General features: G+C 41.4%; 19 protein-coding genes and 1 pseudogene. 10 read left to right on the top strand and 10 right to left on the bottom strand.

Annotation, left to right across the window (positions count from 1 at the left end; all coding sequences use genetic code 11):
* A partial coding sequence (locus tag CV014_RS21860; protein ID WP_329608418.1) for a lipoxygenase family protein occupies positions 1-1,776 on the top strand: 1,776 nt, incomplete at its 5' end.
* Between the two features lie 229 nt (positions 1,777-2,005).
* On the opposite strand, the gene CV014_RS21855 is transcribed toward CV014_RS21860, so the two are convergent.
* A complete protein-coding gene (locus CV014_RS21855) occupies positions 2,006-2,599 on the bottom strand; it encodes a Uma2 family endonuclease (RefSeq protein WP_236143955.1) in 594 nt (197 codons plus the stop codon).
* Between the two features lie 327 nt (positions 2,600-2,926).
* On the opposite strand from CV014_RS21855, the gene CV014_RS21850 reads away from it, so the two are divergent.
* Positions 2,927-3,604, top strand: a complete 678-nt coding sequence (locus CV014_RS21850; protein ID WP_236143954.1) for a Uma2 family endonuclease — start codon at positions 2,927-2,929, stop codon at positions 3,602-3,604.
* Between the two features lie 7 nt (positions 3,605-3,611).
* Here the strand turns inward: CV014_RS21850 and CV014_RS21845 are convergent, their stop codons facing one another.
* Together CV014_RS21845 and CV014_RS21840 are read right to left on the bottom strand one after the other, a co-directional pair.
* Positions 3,612-3,938 (bottom strand): type II toxin-antitoxin system RelE/ParE family toxin, encoded by a 327-nt coding sequence (locus CV014_RS21845; RefSeq protein WP_236143953.1) that lies wholly within the window; start codon positions 3,936-3,938, stop codon positions 3,612-3,614.
* Positions 3,922-4,212, bottom strand: coding sequence for a type II toxin-antitoxin system Phd/YefM family antitoxin (locus CV014_RS21840; RefSeq protein ID WP_236143952.1), 291 nt, complete (start codon positions 4,210-4,212; stop codon positions 3,922-3,924). The genes CV014_RS21845 and CV014_RS21840 overlap by 17 nt, the downstream gene beginning before the upstream one ends.
* 219 nt (positions 4,213-4,431) lie before the next feature.
* Here CV014_RS21840 and CV014_RS21835 point away from each other — a divergent pair, with 219 nt between their 5' ends.
* The 3 genes from CV014_RS21835 (at position 4,432) to CV014_RS21825 (ending at position 5,818) form a co-directional block, all read left to right on the top strand.
* Positions 4,432-5,172 carry a Uma2 family endonuclease gene (locus CV014_RS21835; protein ID WP_236143951.1) on the top strand — a complete coding sequence of 247 codons (741 nt, stop codon included), beginning with the start codon at positions 4,432-4,434 and terminating at the stop codon, positions 5,170-5,172.
* A gap of 134 nt (positions 5,173-5,306) precedes the next feature.
* Positions 5,307-5,594 carry a DUF4258 domain-containing protein gene (locus tag CV014_RS21830; RefSeq protein ID WP_236143950.1) on the top strand — a complete coding sequence of 96 codons (288 nt, stop codon included), beginning with the start codon at positions 5,307-5,309 and terminating at the stop codon, positions 5,592-5,594.
* Positions 5,594-5,818, top strand: coding sequence for a type II toxin-antitoxin system MqsA family antitoxin (locus CV014_RS21825; RefSeq protein WP_236143949.1), 225 nt, complete (start codon positions 5,594-5,596; stop codon positions 5,816-5,818). The genes CV014_RS21830 and CV014_RS21825 overlap by 1 nt, the downstream gene beginning before the upstream one ends.
* Before the next feature lie 282 nt (positions 5,819-6,100).
* Here CV014_RS21825 and CV014_RS21820 read toward each other — a convergent pair whose 3' ends face one another.
* The 4 genes from CV014_RS21820 to CV014_RS21805 form a co-directional block, all read right to left on the bottom strand.
* Positions 6,101-9,568 (bottom strand): tetratricopeptide repeat protein, encoded by a 3,468-nt coding sequence (locus CV014_RS21820; RefSeq protein ID WP_236143948.1) that lies wholly within the window; start codon positions 9,566-9,568, stop codon positions 6,101-6,103.
* Between the two features lie 2 nt (positions 9,569-9,570).
* Positions 9,571-9,897, bottom strand: coding sequence for a hypothetical protein (locus CV014_RS21815; RefSeq protein ID WP_236143947.1), 327 nt, complete (start codon positions 9,895-9,897; stop codon positions 9,571-9,573).
* Between the two features lie 78 nt (positions 9,898-9,975).
* Entirely contained in the window at positions 9,976-11,778 is a 1,803-nt protein-coding gene (locus tag CV014_RS21810) for a WD40 repeat domain-containing protein (protein ID WP_236143946.1), read from the bottom strand.
* A 373-nt stretch (positions 11,779-12,151) separates the two neighbouring features.
* Positions 12,152-12,517 carry a hypothetical protein gene (locus CV014_RS21805; protein WP_236143945.1) on the bottom strand — a complete coding sequence of 122 codons (366 nt, stop codon included), beginning with the start codon at positions 12,515-12,517 and terminating at the stop codon, positions 12,152-12,154.
* Between the two features lie 285 nt (positions 12,518-12,802).
* Between CV014_RS21805 and CV014_RS21800 the strand changes: the two genes are divergently transcribed.
* Positions 12,803-13,480: an SDR family oxidoreductase gene (locus CV014_RS21800; protein WP_236143944.1), complete on the top strand. Its 678-nt coding sequence runs from the start codon at positions 12,803-12,805 to the stop codon at positions 13,478-13,480.
* A gap of 41 nt (positions 13,481-13,521) precedes the next feature.
* Positions 13,522-13,692: a hypothetical protein gene (locus tag CV014_RS21795; protein ID WP_236143943.1), complete on the top strand. Its 171-nt coding sequence runs from the start codon at positions 13,522-13,524 to the stop codon at positions 13,690-13,692.
* 83 nt (positions 13,693-13,775) lie between these two features.
* Here CV014_RS21795 and CV014_RS21790 read toward each other — a convergent pair whose 3' ends face one another.
* Positions 13,776-14,213 (bottom strand): secondary thiamine-phosphate synthase enzyme YjbQ, encoded by a 438-nt coding sequence (locus CV014_RS21790; RefSeq protein ID WP_236143942.1) that lies wholly within the window; start codon positions 14,211-14,213, stop codon positions 13,776-13,778.
* A 47-nt stretch (positions 14,214-14,260) separates the two neighbouring features.
* Positions 14,261-15,429, bottom strand: a pseudogene (locus CV014_RS21785) (pyridoxal phosphate-dependent aminotransferase).
* Between the two features lie 352 nt (positions 15,430-15,781).
* Here CV014_RS21785 and CV014_RS21780 point away from each other — a divergent pair.
* A complete protein-coding gene (locus tag CV014_RS21780; protein ID WP_236143941.1) occupies positions 15,782-15,916 on the top strand; it encodes a photosystem I protein PsaX in 135 nt (44 codons plus the stop codon).
* Positions 15,917-16,000: 84 nt separating this feature from the next.
* On the opposite strand, the gene CV014_RS21775 is transcribed toward CV014_RS21780, so the two are convergent.
* A complete protein-coding gene (locus CV014_RS21775) occupies positions 16,001-16,867 on the bottom strand; it encodes a branched-chain amino acid ABC transporter permease (protein ID WP_236143940.1) in 867 nt (288 codons plus the stop codon).
* Between the two features lie 192 nt (positions 16,868-17,059).
* On the opposite strand from CV014_RS21775, the gene hrmK reads away from it, so the two are divergent.
* Both hrmK and larE read left to right on the top strand, forming a co-directional pair.
* Positions 17,060-18,835 carry a hybrid histidine kinase/response regulator HrmK gene (hrmK, locus tag CV014_RS21770; protein WP_236143939.1) on the top strand — a complete coding sequence of 592 codons (1,776 nt, stop codon included), beginning with the start codon at positions 17,060-17,062 and terminating at the stop codon, positions 18,833-18,835.
* A gap of 178 nt (positions 18,836-19,013) precedes the next feature.
* Positions 19,014-19,829, top strand: a complete 816-nt coding sequence (gene larE / locus CV014_RS21765; protein ID WP_236143938.1) for an ATP-dependent sacrificial sulfur transferase LarE — start codon at positions 19,014-19,016, stop codon at positions 19,827-19,829.
* Positions 19,830-19,865 lie beyond the last annotated feature (36 nt).

Below are 19,865 nucleotides of genomic sequence, written 5' to 3'. Positions count from 1 at the left end.
AATACTTCAACTAGTGCCACAACTAATTCCGATCTAGAAATAACTAGAAAGCAATATAAATACAACTACAGCTTCATTCCACCAATTCCAATGGTGGATAAACTACCAGATGGGGAAAGTTTCTCCAGTCAATGGTTGCTGTTGCTGGCTAAAGAGTTAAAAGTAATTTTTGTGAATATTTTGATTACTAATAGAGGTAATCGAGGTTCGCAAAAGATTCGTGATGATGTCAGAAATTTTATTCTAGAAGTTATTATCAAAGGGGCTGTACCAGCTAACATCAGTGTAATTGCTCGACTCATGCAAATTGTCCCCCAATTGCTGATTCGGGGTTTTTCTATGGATTTTCACGAACTGGATGATCTGTTATTTTCGCTAATTAAAGAAAGTGGGCTTTTAATTCTGAGTGATTCCTTCCAACGGATTACTAAACTCCTCGACAAAGGAAAACCCACAGGCCATGTGAGTAGTTTGGCGGACTATCAAAAGTTGTTTCCCGTAATTCCCCCGCCAAAGATTGCTAAAACTTTCCAAAATGATGCTGAATTTGCCTATATGCGGGTTGCTGGCTACAATCCGGTGATGATTCAGCGAGTTAGTGAGTTAGATGAACGCTTCCCCGTTACCGATGCACAATATCAAGCCGTCATGGGTAGTGATGATTCCCTTGCCCTGGCTGGTCAAGAAGGTAGACTTTATCTAGCTGACTATGGCATTTTCAACGGTGGACTCAATGGTTCATTTCCCAGCTATCAAAAGTATCTCTATGCGCCTTTAGCACTGTTTGCAGTTCCTCCAGGCTCAAACCCCAATCGTCTATTACAGCCAGTGGCGATTCAATGCGGTCAAAACCCCAAGGAAAATCCCATTATCACCCCTAAATCTAGTGAATATGCTTGGTTAATTGCTAAAAGCATCGTCCAGACTGCCGATGCTAACTTTCACGAACCAGTTACCCACCTTGCTAGAACACATTTATTAGCGGGGATTTTTGCGATCGCTACCCATCGTCAACTCCCCAATTCTCACCCCCTCTACTTGCTTCTGACTCCCCATTTTGAAGGCACTTTAGCTATCAATGATGCCGCCCAACGCGCCCTGATTGCACCGTTTGGTGGGGTAGATACCTTACTTTCATCCACTATTGATAACTCTCGTGTCTTAACTGTGCTAGGGTTACAAACCTATGGCTTTAATCATGCCATGTTGCCGAAACAATTCCAGCAACGGGGCGTAGATGATGCCAATCTTTTACCTGTATATCCTTATCGGGATGATGGTTTATTACTGTGGGATGCAATTCATCAATGGGTTGCCGATTACATTCAAATTTACTACCACACAGACCAAGAAATTCAAGCCGACGCATATATTCAAGCTTGGGCAAAAGAGATACAGGCTTATGATGGTGGTCGTCTCACAGAGTTTGGTGAAGATGGCAAAATTCAGACTAGGGAATATTTGATTGATGCCATCACCTTAATTATTTTTACCGCCAGCGTCCAACACGCCGCCGTCAACTTTCCCCAAAAAGATGTCATGGGTTATACTCCAGCCGTACCCTTAGCAGGTTATTTACCCGCCTCCATTCTCCAAGGGGAAGTTACAGAACAAGACTATCTCAACTTTTTACCACCATTAGACCAAGCCCAACAGCAATATAATCTACTCGCCTTACTAGGTTCTGTTTATTACAACAGACTAGGGGAATACCCGCCCCAACATTTGCTGATCCTAAAGTCGAACCCTTATTGCGATCGTTCCAAAAGAACTTAGAAGAGATCGAAACCATCATCAAAAAGCGTAACAGCGATCGCCCACCCTACGAATATCTCCTACCCTCTAAAATTCCCCAAAGCATCAATATCTAAATATTTGGGAATGGGGCATACAGGAGGAATTGGTGCAGGGTGCAGGGGCAAGGGTGAGAAAAATACAATGCCCAATGCCCAATGCCCAATTCCCAATCCCCAATCCCCAGTCCCCAGGTAATTGTTAAACAGAATTACTCCTGATCATTGCTGTCGCTGAAATTAACTTTTTCGTAAATTTCTGGTAGGGATATTTGTAAATCAACAGTATTGAGGAATAAGGTAGCAGATTCGCTTTCTAATTCAGTAAACAACCATTGATCAGCCGCAGTTTTCACATACTGCATCACATGATATTCATATTGGTCAATTAAAATATATTCTTGGAATTCTGGAATAGAGCGATAATAATGAAACTTATCGCCTTGGTCATAATTTTTAGTGGATTTAGATAAGACTTCTACTATTAATGATGGATTGGTGACGGTGGTGGTATTAGTTCCGGCATAAACTGGTTCACCTTGAATTACCATGACATCAGGATAAGTGTATTGCTGATAACGGGGTAGCCATAAACGTACATCAGCCACGTAAATCTCGTAATCTTTACCGCGCAAAGCAGACTTTAAAGCAAATGCTGTATTCAGGGCTATTTTATTATGATTAGTAGTGCCGCCTGTCATCGGAATGATTTCTCCATTGCGGTATTCGCTTCTAAATTCGGCTTTTTCTTCTAGTTCTAGATATTCTTCAGGGGTGTAATAACGTTTTTGAGTTGTGGTTTGCATAACAGTTTTCATCTATAGAGAAGAATCGCGGCGTAATATAACAGCTAAGTATTCTGAAGTTTTGACACGATTAAATTGAGATTTCATTCCCCAACTAACTATAGTTAGAGAATTCTATTTCCAGGCTATGATTTAGAGCATATCACTAATAACAAAGGCTTGATGATAGAGAGCGATCGCCTATGGTGGGGCAGAATATTGTCGTATTTGTTACCAAGTGTTGATTTTCGTGGCGATCGCCTATCGTTTTTTGATATGCAACAGATAGCTTGCAGATTGATTAATAAAATAAAGATGTACTCAAAACTGAGGAACGGGAAATCAATCATGCTAAATTACAATCCATTAGCTTGCTTACCTTCTTCAAAAGAGCTACCTGATTCTGACGATACTCCAGTAGATAATCAATTGCAAAAATCAATTCCTGATTTACTCAGAAGCATATTAGCAATGGCTTGGGAAGATAGCATGGATTGGTTTTTTGGTATTCGCATGGGTATTTATTATGACCCAGACTTAGCAGCAATGGTACCGGATGGATTTTTGAGTTTGGGTGTAAAGCGATTTTACGATGAAAACCTCCGTCCTAGTTATGTGCTTTGGGAAGAAAAGAAACTACCAGTATTAGTGTTAGAAGTAGTATCTCAGACATATCGCGGTGAATACTCAACCAAAAAAGCAGATTACGCAAAATTAGGGATTTTGTATTACGTAGTCTACAATCCATTGCGTCGCCGCAAGCCACGGTTAGAAGTATATAAATTAGTTAATAATGTTTATGAATTATGTGATGGCAATCCTATCTGGCTACCAGAAATTGGTTTAGGAATTGGTATAGAACAGGGAACTTATCTCGGTATTACCCGCGAGTGGATGTATTGGTATAACCAAGAAGGGCAAAGGCTTTTAACACCAGAAGAACAAGCGCAACAAGCACAGCAACGCGCCGAACTATTAGCAGAAAGATTGCGATCGCTTGGCATAGATCCTGATTCTCTCACCTGATTGGTGTTTATTCTTCATCCACTTCATCAGATGTTAAAAGTGCTTGTGAACTATGACGCACGTACAAAATATAAACAGTATCATTACGAATTGTAAAAAGAATGCGGTAGATATTTTTTGACTTACCGTAAAGAAGTTGACGCACTTCTTCAGAAAACACTTCATGTTCTACAGCTAAGACGCACCGACGAGGTTTTTCTTGAAGAGTTGCTATTGCATTCATCAACCCCCGAAACCACTGATCTGCATAAGCTGGGTTATATTCTTTCAGCCATAAGTATGCTGATTCAATTTGAGCGTCCGCAGTCTTGGTGGTTCTAACTTGAAATACCATATTTCTGCTGCATTTCTTGCTCAAATTCCCCCAAGGGACGTGTATTTCCTGCGTTTATATCTTCTAATCCCTGTTTAATTCCTGCTATTGTTTCTAACTGTTCTACAAGTTCTAAAAGCTTTTGGTATGATTGAGCATCTTGAACAACTAATTCGGCTTTGCCATTGACAGTTAAAACTACGGGTTTTCCAGTCTGCTTCATTTGCTTAATCAAGTCAGATGTGTTGCGCTTGAAGTTTGAGAGAGAGTGAATATCTCGAATAATGTTGAGCATTGCTGTAAGTACGCACTTAATTTGCACTCAATTTAATGCTAGCATCTGGAACAAGAAACCTAATTCCCGGCTAAAAATTCAAGACTCGTGGTAAGGTGCGTAGGCGTAGACCGTCGTAGACATCGCTCGGCGTAGATACTGATTCTCTCATTTAAATTGCCATTCAGATTGATTAATAAAATAAAGATGTACTCAAAACTGAGGAATGGGAAATCAATCATGCTAAATTACAATCCATTAGCTTGCTTACCATCATCAGAGGAACTACCAGACTCGGACGATACCCCAGTGGATAATGAATTACAAGATTTGATACCTGGTTTACTCAAAGCCCTTTTGGCTATGGCATGGCCAGAACGCATGGATTGGTTTTTTGGGGTAGATATGGGTATTTATTATGACCCAGATTCGCCAGCAATAGTACCGGATGGGTTTTTGAGTTTGGGTGTAGAACGATTTTATGATCAAAACCTCCGTCCCAGTTATGTGCTTTGGGAAGAAAAGAAATTACCAGTATTAGTGCTGGAGGTAGTATCTCAGACATATCGTGGCGAATACTCAACGAAGAAAGCAGAGTATGCAAAATTAGGGATTTTGTATTACGTAGTCTACAATCCATTGCGTCGCCGCAAGCCACGATTGGAAGTATACAAATTAGTTAACAATATTTATGAATTATATGATGGGAATCCTGTTTGGCTACCAGAAATAGGTTTAGGAATTGGTATAGAACAGGGAACTTATCTCGGTATTCCGCGCGAGTGGATGTATTGGTATAACCAAGAAGGGCAAAGGCTTTTAACTCCAGAAGAACAAGCACGACTTGCTCAACAACAAGCGCAGCAAGCACAGCAGCAAGCACAGCAAGCACAGCAACAAGCTCAACAAGCACAGCAACAAGCTCAACTATTACGAGAAAGATTAAGATCCCTCGGCGTAGATCCCGATTCTCTCACATGATTGTAAAGTGCGATCGCGTAACCGCCCACCATAGGCGATCGCTTCCAGTGGGGCGGAGTATCGTCGCTTTTTGTACCAAGTGCCTATAAAGTTGGTGCTTACTTATAATTTTGAGAAGCAAAAATTTATTTTTCATGTATTGTCAAAATTTAATTTTTTCTCGTCACGCTATTCAACAAATGTTTTATCGTCGCATCAGTAAGCAAGAAGTAGAATCAGTGATAGGTTATGGGGAAATAATAGAAGAAACTCCTGATGATCAGCCATTTCCTAGTTATCTCCTATTTGATTTTGTGGCAGGTAAACCAATTCATGTTGTATTTTCTTATGATGAATCTACAGATACAGGATATGTAGTGACAGCTTATATTCCCGATCCAAATATTTGGTCAAATGATTTTAAAACTAGGAGGAAAGGTTAATGAAATGTGTCATTTGTAAACATGGAGAAACTAAACCTGGCTTAGTGACGGTGACTTTAGAAAGAGATGAATCTATTGTGGTGATCAAAAAAGTGCCGGCAGAAATTTGTGATAATTGTGGGGAGTATTATCTAAGTGATGCCATTACTGAACAGGTGCTAAACAGGGCAGAAGTTGCTGTCAGTAATGGTGCAGAAGTTGAGATTATTAAATATGCAGCGTAGGTGTTTGAAACCTAACCCCCACCCCTTTTACAGTTAGTCGATACATTAGCAATGCCAAGCAATACATTAGCAATGTCAGGTGATACATTAGCAATGTCAGGTGATACATTAGCAATGTCAGGTGATACATTAGCAATGTCAGGTGATACATTGACAATGTCAATGCAGCAACTTGTGTGTACACTGTAGCCTTGCCAATGGGAGGGTTAGCAATACGCTTGGGTTAAGAAACGAAACCCAACACCATGATCTTAATTGAGTTGTCTTAGCATTTCACTAAACTTACATTTCAGAGTTTTCAGCTTGCTGTTGCACTCTAGCAAGGATTTCTTTGACAATCTCAGCATTAGGAGATTTCAAACGCTGCAATATATCTAACGATTTCTGTAAATAAGAGATGGCTGTGATGTATTCATTACATTCATCTGCTAAAAGCTGTCCTAGCATTGCTAAAGTGGCGGCTTCACCTTGGACATTGCCAATGCGTTTTTTGATATCCAAAGACTGATAGTAAAGTGCGATCGCTTGTTCTACTTCTCCAAGTTGTGCGTAGATTAGGGCTAAACAGTGCAACGTCGCCGCTTCACCTTGGACATTGCCAATGCGTTTTTTGATATCCAAAGACTGATAGTAAAGTGCGATCGCTTGTTCTACTTCTCCAAGTTGTGCGTAGATTCCGGCTAAACAGTGCAACGTCGCCGCTTCACCTTGGACATTGCCAATGCGTTTAGTGATATCCAAAGACTGATTGTAAAGTGCGATCGCTTGTTCTACTTCTCCAAGTTGTGCGTAGATTCCGGCTAATTGGTGCAACGTCGCCGCTTCACCTTGGACATTGCCAATGCGTTTTTCGATATCCAAAGACTGATAGTAAAGTGCGATCGCTTGTTCTACTTCTCCAAGTTGTGCGTAGATTCCGGCTAATTGGTGCAACGTCGCCGCTTCACCTTGGACATTGCCAATGCGTTTTTCGATATCCAAAGACTGATTGTAAAGTGCGATCGCTTGTTCTACTTCTCCAAGTTGTGCGTAGATTAGGGCTAAACAGTGCAACGTCGCCGCTTCACCTTGGACATTGCCAATGCGTTTAGTGATATCCAAAGACTGATTGTAAAGTGCGATCGCTTGTTCTACTTCTCCAAGTTGTGCGTAGATTAGGGCTAAACAGTGCAACGTCGCCGCTTCACCTTGGACATCCCCAATGCGTTTAGTGATATCCAAAGACTGATTGTAAAGTGCGATCGCTTGTTCTACTCGTCCATGTTTCGCATGAACAATTGCCAAGTTGTGAATTATTGAGGCTTTTTCATTTTCTTCTTCTGAAGGACATAAATCTAAAGCCTTTTGATAATGCTGAAGACAGTCTTCAATATCGCCAAGTTCATCTTCAGCACTAGCAAGACTGTGAAGAATACGATAATCTTCAGCAACATCTAAAGTAGAACGACAAATATTAACAACTTCTCGATATCTGCTTTTTTTATTCCAGACAGGTGCTAATGCTTGATTAATTTTCGTCGCAATGTCTCCATCCTTCCCCAACAACGCCAAGCGATGAATTTCTAACCTTTGCCCTTCCGTTGAAGTTTCCGCCTCTTCCCACCACAGGCGATATAAAACCTGCGCCGCTTGCGGGTACAACTCCTCACCAGCAAACTCTAACAACGGTGCTAAGATTCGGGGAACACGATACAGCACCTCTCCTACATTTACCGTCACCTCCTCCACTAAACCCAAACTCGCCGCCCGTTGTAAATCACCTTCCCAACTAGAAATCTCACCACAAATTGCAGAAATCGCCGCCTGGGGAACTGGTAATTCATACACCAACATCTTCCCCAACATTTTCCGCAAACTTGGCTTTTGCAACTTCAGCAACTCCTCAGCCAAGATATTCTCTCGAAATCTCTCCTCCTCCCCCTGCATCTTGTGTAATATCGCCTCTACTCCCTGCACTTGCAAAGTCGTATCTTGCAAAACCTTATCTAACCATTCCAACAAGCGGGGATTACCATCTGCGACTGTCTTGGCGTGTGACTGCAACTGGGCATCAATTACCAACGCCCCATTAAAAGCATTCAACCTGCTATACTTTTTCGTCAAGTCTGCATCTCGCAACGCCGCCAAATTCTCCCGATGCAAACGCTGATTTAATTCCGACAACACAAAATCATAGCGACTGGTAATAATCACCTTATGGGGAAGTCGGGAATTTTGTACAGCTTTCAACAACGCCAGCAGCACATCCACCACTTGCGGCTGTAACACATACACCCCATCCCCACGCAATTCTAAATTCGCTTCAAAGTCATCCAACACCACAGCAAAACGCTGTTCTTGACTATTCAATCCTGACTGAAAAAACTTAGTGAGTTGCTGCATCAGAGGTAAATTCCCATTGAGAATTTCTAACCCCTGTTCTGTTGTACATTGTTCAGCTAACACTTTTCGCAATTTATCTGCATCTAAACCCCGATAAATCACCAACTTGTCATAGCCAACCATCCTTTCCAACAGCCGCGCCGTCAGGGTACTTTTCCCCACACCCCCCAAGCCATGAATCAGCAACCCTAAATGAGTGCGAATTTCTTTAAGACAACTCCGCAAATATCGCCGCCTCCCCACAAACTCTGAGGCTGTCGCTACCCTCACCTGTTGCGTCTGGGGATCTAAAAACTGTTCATAGGCTGTTTCTACTAGCGGTAGGGGAACATCCCCCCAAGTTTCCACAAACGCACCAGGACATTCTCCCCGCACATACAACCGCAATAAATGCCAATCTTTAACTTTAAGTTGAAATAAATATTGATAGGTACTAGCCAAAGCCTCAGCTAATTGATATCCCCCCGCCAACTTCCCATACAGATGTGCGGCGGCGGTTGTCGCTGTCTGATCTTCCACCGGACGACCCCAACCTAACACAGTTCTAGCACCCTGAGCAATCAACGCCTCAGCCATTGAAGGGACAGCACCATTAGCGGCGGCTTCTCCGGTACGACAGCCAGATAAAAACACTAACTTGGGAAAGCGAAAGCGGAAAACTTGAGCTAATTCGGCGGCGGCGGTTTCCTGACGTTCTCCCGTTTCCGTCTCGGTAATAAAATAAGGTGTGTAAGGTGATTCACCGCTAATGGAAGCGTGTCCCGTCAGGTGAAACACATCAAAACTATCAATATACCGACTCCAAACTTTCCCCAATTCAGTTACACAGCCGCTTTCCTCCACCCGCAAATCTAAACCCATACCTTGGGTATCGGCTAAAATTTGCGCCTCTTCTAGTTCAAAGTCTAACTTGGATGTGACATCTTCTGGGTCTGTTGCCATAAACAATACGCGCAACTGTCGCGTTTCTACGGTGAAAGGTTCGGTATCTCCCTCCACGAAGCGCACAGGCAAAACTACGGGATTGACGCGTTTTACCAGGAAATCATGAGCATCATGCAGCACTTCCCAAGGTAAATGAGCTAATTCTGTAGTATCAATAGCAACTACTAAACCATCACCCCGACAATCTTTGATAGCACGACTCAGCCATCTACCATTCCCATCTAGCCAATAAAATAACTGCTGCCCCATTTTTGGTAAATTAGGCAGCAGATTATAGTATTCTCGTTTCCCCAGTTTTAACAAGTCGGCAATTTCTGCCAAGTTGAGAGTACGAGATTCATAGTGTTTTTGCTGTGGTAGCCAGTAACGTAATTCAACGGTTTCCTGTTGAACTTCCCGAAGTTGAATGCGGATAGTCTGCACTGTTATTGACTAAGAGATTTGAGGATGTCGGTAATTTCCTCTATAGTAGCCTCTTCCAGAAAAATCCGGCTGCCAGTGTCAGGATTGACGATAATCACATCAAATACCTTGTTAGGCTGTTTTTCTTTCCATTCTTGATACCATTTGCGAATTTGCTCGGCTAAGGCAACAGTCCCGCCCACAATGCCTACAATAGTAGCGATGGTTGCTAAAGTCCCCTCTTTTTGGTTAGGAACTTCGTAATTTCCTGATATTCCCTCAATTTTCAGCAAAGCGGCTGCGGCTTGGGGTGCGTCTTGGCTTTCAATAGCAATTTGTAATTTTGACATTAATTTAGCAGTAATTTTACTCAGCTAAATATACACCAAGTTTTTAACCTGGTGATTGAGTATCAAAGCTAGAAAATTCTAACTCCTTTGCCAAATTTTGATGGTTTTATCCAAACTACCGCTTACCAACATCTCGCCGGAACTGGTAAAAGTCAGGGATGTGACAATATCAGTGTGTCCTGTAAAGGTAGCTAATAACTCGCCAGAGTCAAAATGCCATAATTTGATAGTTTGATCTGCGCTGCTACTAGCAATAATTTGTTCATCAGGACTAAGGGCGATCGCATACACTTTATCTGTATGTCCCTTAAGGGTGCGAATTAATTTCCCACTCTCCAAATGCCAAATTTTAATTGTCTGATCCCAACTACCACTCACCAGCCATTGAGCATCTTTACTAATCGCTAAAGCTCGGACAATGTGGGCATGACCCATGAGAGTATGTAGGGGTTCTTTGTCTTTGACATTCTTACTATTCCAAGGTTCCGAGGTATGCCAAACTTTGATTTTACGATAGCTACCGGTAACTAAGGTTTGTCCATCCCGACTTAAAGCTAACGAATGTGCAGCTGTATCGTCTAAAGACAAAATAGCTTTCACCTGACGACTCATCAAATCCCAAAACAAGATTTTTCTGTCATCGCCACCAGTCGCTACCATTCGTCCATCGGGTGTGAAAGCGACGCACCGCACCACACCATGATGTTTGTGCAGAATATCAATTAAATCTAGTGCGCCGGTATGCCACATTTTAATTGTGGAATCTGCACCACCGCTAATTAACATTTGTCCGTCGGCACTAAAAGCTAGGGAACTCACCTCATCTATAAGTCCAGACATCACCCAAGGATATTCTGACAAAGTATCAATCAAATCGCCTTTACTTAAATCCCATAACTTGGTTTCGCCACGGCTACCACTCGCTAAAATTGGTACAACCGCACCGTTTTCATGTTTAGAATTAAAAGCTAGACAATTAATCCCTTTAGTATGTCCTCTTAATGTTTGCCAGCATTCCCAATCACCAACAATTTCCTTTTTTGGATGGTCTGAAGATATAGTCTGAATTGTTTCGGGGATAGTTCTCTCAATCACTATAGGTAAGGTATCTTGCTGCACATCTTTTTTACAAGAAAGTGATTCTAAATACCAACTTAAACCCCCTGCATATAGCAAATTGCTGGGAGTAACATACAATTTTGGTTCTGTTAATCCGACTTGATGACTAGGTAAAAAACCTGCAATTACAGCTTGTTTTTCATAACCTAATTTTCCGGTGGATGGATAAAACAAACACAGGAACATTAAGACTTGATGATTGATTAAATCATCTTGGGTAACTGTCCAGCGAATTCTATCTTTTTTAATGCCATTAAAACTTTCACCATCAGCAACATAAACCTGCACGCTGACTTTTGGGTTATCTGTCAACAAGTAAGTAAACTTACTTTCACCGCGCAAGTTGCCTTCATCATCTAGTAGCATATTCTGCACAGTGTCTTGGGGAATTTTCTTCAGTAACTTTCCTAGACGTGTGCTGATAATGCGATCGACAATTTGCTCCCGCAAGATATAATCTTGGGCTTGTTGCTGGAAATATGTGGGAAAAGGGATCGTCCAGTCTGGAGGTTCGGGATACTCAGGCGGTATGGGAGGCGGGTTTTTTGCTAGGACTTCGGCTTGTTGGCGAGAAAATTCGGTAATTTTTGCCAAAGCCTCCCCACAAAATGCCATCACTTCGCTGTGACAACCTTTCACCTGACTTTCTAATAAAGATAAATCGTAGGTTTTGGGTTTTTTCACACGTTGAAGGAAGTCAGCCTGTTGAGCTTTGAGTAAGCTAATCCAATCCATCTGCATTCCTGCGGCACAATGTTGCATACTTAGGGTAAGCTATACCAATGCAATGACTCAAGTTTATAACTTCTAGTTAATTAAAAATTCCGTAATCCTCGCAGTCTAATAGAACACAATCAAAGGTATAGTTCGCAGAGAGTATCCAACACAACAGGATTGAAACCCTTGATTGAGAATGGGACTGAAGTATTGAGAATTTAAATGATGTCCGACAATTCTAACTAATCTTAACAATGAGATACTGTTGCCCTAGAAACAGTTAAATTTCTCAAGGAGCGTATTATGGGAGAGGGTTAGACAGTCCCGACTCCCAAAGATAATTTAAAAGTAACTTTGTGTTACAGAAACTAATAGCTATCGGGACTATTTTGTGTTTCAGTATACATATTAGTAAATCTTAAGTTTTAGTTTCTGGGGTAGAAGATTGAATCGGCACACGATAAATATTGTTCGCTTCTAATTTTTGAATTTTTGTGTGCAGATCCAACTCATCACTACTAACGATAGTTTCTAAATTGGCAATTCTTTGTTCTAATATCTCTATACGTTGAGCAGGAAAAGATTGAGATGGTGATTTTTTATCATCATTCCGCCAGACAGTTGCCGTACTAAAAGCTGCACCTGCGATCGCAGCTAAAGGTAAAATAGGGCCACTACGAGTCACTGCTGAAAGCGGAATACAAATTGCGATAATTCCCACCGTCATTCCCCAAATTTTAGAAGTAGCGGCAACCCTGACATCTTCCTGCGATTGTTGCGTCATAAATTTTGCCCAGAGGATTTACTTGTACCAATTTTAGATTTGAGATTTGGGATTTTGGAGGAAAAGCGTGGATTCGTGGCTGATTCCAGAATCTCGAAACCATACTACCTATCCCAATTTGGTATTAACTAGATTCGCACAATCGCTGATCAAAATACCTCCCGCATTTGGGTTAAGTATAAATACTCCCCAACCTCTGATACAATCCTGAATGCGTGATTAATTATCATTTTCAATTAATGACTATTGACCATTGACCATTGACTTTTTGAATTTTGAATTGATATGGCAAGTACATCTCACATTTTCCTAGTAGGCGCGAGTCGCGGTGTTGGTAGAGAAATTGCCAATTACCTGCGTCAACAAGATATTGCTGTCACAGCACTATTGAGAAACGAAACATCCCGCACCGAATTAGAAGCTATAGGCGTGGAAGTAGTTTTAGGGGATGCCTTAAATTTAGATGATGTAGAAAAGGCAATGATTACGGATAAACCCGTAAACGCTGTTATTAGTACATTAGGCGGGTTGCCCTCAGACACCGAAAAACCCGATTATATAGGTAACAAAAATCTGATTGACATCGCAGTCAAAGCGAATATCCAAAAACTTATTTTAGTAACTTCTATCGGTACGGGTAACAGTGTCGGTGCTGTGCCTCCCCAAGCTTTAAACGCATTACAACCCGTCTTAATAGAAAAAGACAAAGCCGAACAGCATTTAATTGCTAGCGGACTCACTTACACTATTGTTCGTCCTGGCGGGTTGAAATCAGAACCGCCAACAGGTAATGCTGTGTTAACCGAAGATATCCGTATTGTAGGAAGTATTCACCGTGCTGATGTAGCAGAATTGGTTTGTCGTTGTTTAACTTCTGAGAATGCGAATAATAAAGTTCTGTCAGCGATAGATAAAAATATGTTATTCACGCAAACGGAATTTGTTGAATTTAGCTTAGGTTAATTGGGCATGGGGAATTGGGAATTGGGCATGGGGAATGGGGAATGGGGCATGGGGAATGGGGAATGGGGCATGGGGCATGGGGAATAGTAAGTGAAAAGCAAAATTATCTTTTATTTTTTACCTTTTCTGACTTTTCACATGATATGGAAAACCCCTCTCCAAACCTCTCCCCTAAAAGGAGAGAGGCTTTAATTTTCCCCCTTCCCTGCTAGGGAAGGGGGTTAGGGGGTTAGGTTTCACGTTAGCTTTTCCACATAAAATGAGAAGTCAGTTTACCTTTTACCTTTTGCCTTTCCTACTCTCCTGATATTTGTAGAAAGATAGTTCTTTTTCTTGCCCCATCTAATTCAAAGAATAAGACTGATTGCCAAGTTCCCAAAGCTAAATTACCATCAGCGATAGGGATAATTTCACTATTATTTAACATCATTGCCATGAGGTGAGAATGAGCATTCATCGGCTCATCTTCTGGCACAATTCTTAAATGTAGGTCGTTATGTAAATAACGGTCTGTTAATGGTGCGAGCTTATTTAAAAATACTTTGATATCTTCTAGTAGTCTTTCTTCGTCTTCATTAATAGCCAAAGCAGTGGTTGTATGTCGAGAAAATACTAATAATTGACCGTTTTTAATACCAGTTTCCGCAATAAAATCCTTAAGTTGGGAAGTGATATTATAAATATTAATTCCGGCTGCGGTTTCGAGTTCAATGATTTTATTAAAAATAGGCATAATGAGCAATTAACTACTTAACATTGTAATTTGTATTTTCTCATTTTTTAGTCGCTAAGTATCGTTTTTAAACCTGTAACTAATCTTGCCATTCCTGCTTGCACAGTATCTTTTTGCAATGCGCCATAGGCAACTCGTAAATAACAGCCTTTTTCCATGCCAAATGTTGTCCCTGGAATGACGGCAATTTGATGTGATTGAATAAGTTGTTTAACTAATTCAAAAGCATCTATTTGCGTATGAACTTTGAGGAAGAAATAAAATGCACCGTTAGCGGGGGTGATGGTACATAAGCCTTGTAGCTGTTGTAGGTATTCTAAAACTATTTGCCTAACTTGGGCGATCGCACCAATATTTTCTTGTAAATACTCAGGTTTTGCTTGCAATGCCCCGCAGGCTACATACTGAGATATAACGGGCGGACAAATCAAAATAGTATCCTGGACTTTTTAATTGCCACTAGCAGATGTTTGGGTATTACCATATAGCCAATTCGCCAACTAGCAAACCCATAAGCTTTAGATAAACTAAACAGGGAAATTGTATATTCACTACTACCAACAAATGATGCAGGGGAAACGTGTTTTACACCGTCGTAAGTAAAATACTCATAGGCTTCATCGCTAATATGATAAATTTGGCGATCGCGGCAAATTTCATTGACTTGACGCAATAAATTTTCTGAGTAGACTACCCCTGTAGGGTTATTAGGGGAAATAGTCACAACTGCCCTAGTTTTGGGTGTAATGGCTTGTGCGATCGCTTCTGGTTGCAGTTGATAATTATCATCAGTTTCAACCAACACCACACGACAACCAGCCATAGTAATTGCCATTTCATGGTTGAAGTAATAAGGCGTATTTAAAATAATTTCATCTCCAGGGGAAGTAATAGCCAGAATCGCATTCATAAAGGCCATATTGCTTCCCGCCGTCACCACAATGCAATTATCTGTGTTGAGAGCAATGTGATTAAATTCAACTAATTTTTGCGTCAATACAGCCAATAAAGGCGGAATACCTTCAACAGCTTTATATAAATTATTTGTGGGTTCGCTGAGAAATTGGGGTAAAAGTTCTATAGCTTCCGGTGGAGGATTGTAAGAAACCACACCTTGTCCCAAAGAAATTGTCCCTGGAGAACTTTGAATTAACTCCCCAACGACGGGAATAATTGGCGACTGCACCGCCTGCATTCGCGAGATGAATTGATTCATGAGCTTGAAGGGTGTAAGGGTGTGGGGGTGTAAGGGTGTAAGGGTGTAAGGGTGTGGGGGTGTAAGGGTGTAAGGGTGTAAGGGTGTAAGGGTGTAAGGGTGTGGGGGTGTGGGGTGTAGGGGTATAGGGGTATAGGGAAAGATGTTATCCGAAGTTTTTTCCCAATCCCCAGTCCCCAATCCCCAATCACTCTTCAATTTTGAATTTTGAATTTTGAATTTTGAATTGATGAGTCCCCAATCCCCACTCCCCGTATCGCCAGCTCACACAAATATTTTTAAAGAATTTTGATAAATTGTCTCTCTATTTGGTATTTCTGAAACAGTCATGACATTTTTGGAGTATCCCACAATGGCTAAAATCAAAAACCCCGCCGTTGCTCAAACTGGTGCTAAACCACCCTATACTTTCCGTACAGGTTGGGCATTATTTTTACTAGCTGTTAACTTGTTGGTAGCGGCTTACTACTTCCACATCATCGAGTAGTGGGGTTGGGCATGGGGCTTAGACAATAGGGTATGAACAAGAATAACCAATGCCCTGTTTGCCCTGTTTGCCCAATGGTGTTGCTCACATCGTTCCTTTAAATAAACCTTTGGGACGAATGAGCAACACCACAATCATGATTAAAAGCGCAATACCTTGCTTATACTGTGAACCCAACCAAAGGGTACTAGCCTCCTGTACGATACCAATAATAAAAGCTGCGGCGATCGCACCGTAAGGATTCCCAATCCCTCCTAAAATTACTGAGGCGAATAAAGGCAGAATTAAAAACCATCCCATATTCGGGCGTACGGCTGTCAGTAAGCCATACATACTACCACCCAAGGATGTTAGTGTACCTGCAATTATCCAAGTCCATAACACAACGCGATCAACATCAATTCCTGACACTTTCGCTAAATCTAAATCATCCGCCACAGCCCGCATCGCCTTGCCGATTTTGGTATTTTGCAGCAGATAATGTAAGGCTAAAATTATCACCACTGCCAAAGCCAAAACTAGCATTTGATTTTCCGTGACTTTCAAACCCAAAATATCTAACGCTGGAGCAATAGGTAAATCATAATTTTGATTTTTACCACCCCAAATCAAAATTACGCCATTACGCAAAAACAAAGCCAGTCCAATGGAGATAATGATCAGTGTTGTGGAATTAGCACGAATAGCGCGCATTTTTGACCACAATAATTTTTCTGATAACAACATAGCCAAGACTGTGCCTACAGTTGCTAACACCATAGACAGCCAAATATCTACGCCCAAAGAATTGATGAATAATGTCAAATAAGCACCCAAAGTTAAAAAATCACCATGAGCAAAATTTGACAACCGTAATATCCCGTAAGTGAGTGTTAATCCGACTGAACCTAAAGCGATAATGCTTCCTACAGCAATGCCGTTGACAATAAGTTGAATAATTTGTGTATCCATCAGTTTTTATCTAAAAAAGTCAGTTAAGATTCATGTGTAACGATTAATTTCAAAATAATGTTTTTAGCTATACGGTGATTATCGACACTAATCAGTTATGATTTATCGACATTAAAGAATTGTGAGCTAATATACATAGCATCCTATTCGCAATTTTTGCGTAACTAAACTTGTCCCACGGTCTGGCTGACCATGCAGCAGTATTCAAGCTTACCAGAACACAACTCACAGGTAGATGCCACAATCCCACAACTTCGGGCTGAGTTATGGCTGGAAAGCCGCTTGAACCAGCTACAAGCTCGCCTGAATGATTGTCTGCTAGCGATAGTTAAGGGTGTCTCCACCAGCAACAATCCCGCAGCAGAGATTTGGCAAATTATGGTAGATGAAATTGGCGCGGCTTTAAACAGTGGCGGCGTAACTGTTGCTGTGTGCCAACCGCAAGATACAGTTGGTAAAGTTTACTATATTTTTTGTCCACCATCTGTTAAATCTCGTCCGTCGGTGGCGAAGTTAACACTGAAAAATGGAAAACAACTAGACTTAGAATTAGAAGCAGCAATTCCACTCAGCGATTTACAAGATTTAACAACTCAACAACCGCCCCAAGCTTGGAAATTATCTGACGAAGCAGTCGGGTTGCTGGGGTGGTTAGTCATAGGTACAAGCAAACCCAACGCCCAAGCAAAAGTTCTCACCGATGCGCTCACCTTACGGTTTATCGAAAAAGCCGTTCAGCAGTGTATACAAGCATGGGTTCACTGTCAACATCTACAAAGTTTACAAGAGCGATCGCAGCATTCCCACGACTTAAATCAAGAACTACAACGGACAAATCAACTCAAAAATCAATTTTTAGCCAACACCAGCCACGAAATTCGTACCCCATTAAGTTCGATTATCGGCTTTACTCACTTACTTTTAGCCCAAGGCTACGATCCCACCAGAGAACGCCACCGCGAATATTTAAACATCATTCAATCCAGTGGGAAACATCTTTTAGCCTTAATCAACGATATTTTGGATCTATCCAAAATCGAAGCTAATCAGCTAGAAGTGCAGTGGGAAAAAGTCGATGTACCGGAATTATGTCGAAATATACTCACACTAGTGAAAGAAAAAGCTGGTAACAAGGGTGTGAAATTAACTTTAGAAATTGATCCTCAAGTCACAACCCTAGTTGCTGATCCTTTACGACTCAAACAGATGCTTTTGAATCTGCTCTTTAATGCTGTGAAATTTACCAGCAAAGGTACTGTAGGTTTAAAAGTGATACAACAAGATTCATTAGTGCATTTTACAGTTTGGGATACAGGCACAGGGATATCCCCAGAACATTTATCGCTACTTTTTCAACCCTACTTTCAAATTCCTAATTCTTCACCAGGGCAATATGAAGGTACTGGTTTAGGTTTAGCGGTAACTCAAAAACTAGCAGCAATTCATCAAGGTTATATCGAAGTAGAGTCTGAAATTAATAGCGGTTCTCGTTTCACAATTACTTTACCACTGAAGCCACAAGGATCAGTTCTCCCTCCAGAAATTCAACAAGAAGAATCCCCAGCATCTTTACAGCCCTTACCCGTCATTCCCAGCACTTGCAGAGACATTTTACTATTAGAAAATGATTTACCCAACGGGCAAATGATGCAAATTCACCTGACGAAATTAGACTATCAGGTAACTTGGGTAAAAAACGAACAAGAAATGTGGGATGCACTCAACCACAAGCAACCAGCTGTTATCTTAATGGATATACGCCTACCCGATAGCAACGGACTGGAGTTAATCCAACACTTACGGACTAACCCAAAATATCAGCAAATCCCCGTTATAGCCCAAACAGCCATGGCCATGAAAGGCGATCGCGAAATCTGTCTTTCAGCCGGATTTAACGAATATATCTCCAAACCCATTGACTTATCACTCTTAGCTGATTTAGTAGCAAAATACATTCAGGTAGATTAGGGATTGGGCATGGGGCATGGGGCATGGGGCATTGGGCAGAGGAAGAAAAACTAATGAGTGTTGAGTGCTGAGTAATAAGTAATAAGTAATAAGTAATAAGTAATGAGTAATGAGTAATAAGTGGTGAGTGCTGACTAATGACTATTGACTAATGACTATTGACTATTGACTACCAATCATGCTGACAGAAAAACTAGAGAAACTAAAACTTTTATTTACAGAGATGGGACAGGCTTTAATTGCCTATTCTGGGGGTGTTGATAGCACTTTGGTAGCTAAAATTGCCTATGATGTCTTGGGCGATCGCGCTTTGGCTGTGACGGCTGTTTCACCTTCGCTGTTACCAGAAGAATTGGAAGACGCGAAAATTCAAGCCGCAACAATTGGGATTCGGCATCAGATTATTCAAACCCATGAAATGGAAAATCCCAATTACACCGCTAACCCTGTAAATCGTTGTTATTTTTGCAAAAGTGAACTGCACGATCACCTCAAACCCCTGGCTTTAGAGTTGGGTTATCCCTATGTGGTGGATGGGGTAAATGCCGATGATCTGCACGATTACCGCCCAGGAATTCAAGCCGCCAAAGAAAGAGGCGCGCGATCGCCTCTAGCAGAAGTTGGTGTCACCAAATTAGAAGTCCGACAACTTTCCCAACAGCTAGGTTTACCGTGGTGGGATAAACCAGCCCAACCTTGTTTGAGTTCCCGTTTTCCCTATGGTGAGGAAATTACCGTCGCTAAATTACAACGCGTCGGGAGAGCCGAAATTTACCTACGCAAACTAGGCTGGCAAAATTTGCGCGTTCGTTCCGAAGGCGACACAGCGCGCATCGAACTACCACCAGAAAAAATCAAAGATTTCGTCCTGATGACAGACTTACAATCTATAGTCACCGCCTTCCAAGAATTCGGCTTCCTCTACGTCACCCTAGACTTAGAAGGCTACCGCAGTGGCAAATTCAACCAAGTTCTCAATCGAGTGGGGAGTTAGTGCTGAGTGCTGAGTGCTGAGTAATGAGTAATGAGT

It is taken from the genome of Nostoc sp. CMAA1605, from assembly GCF_021596505.1.
Taxonomy (GTDB): Bacteria; Cyanobacteriota; Cyanobacteriia; order Cyanobacteriales; family Nostocaceae; genus Trichormus.
Note: the sequence above shows the minus strand (reverse complement) of the source record. Positions and strands in the feature narration are given on the sequence as shown.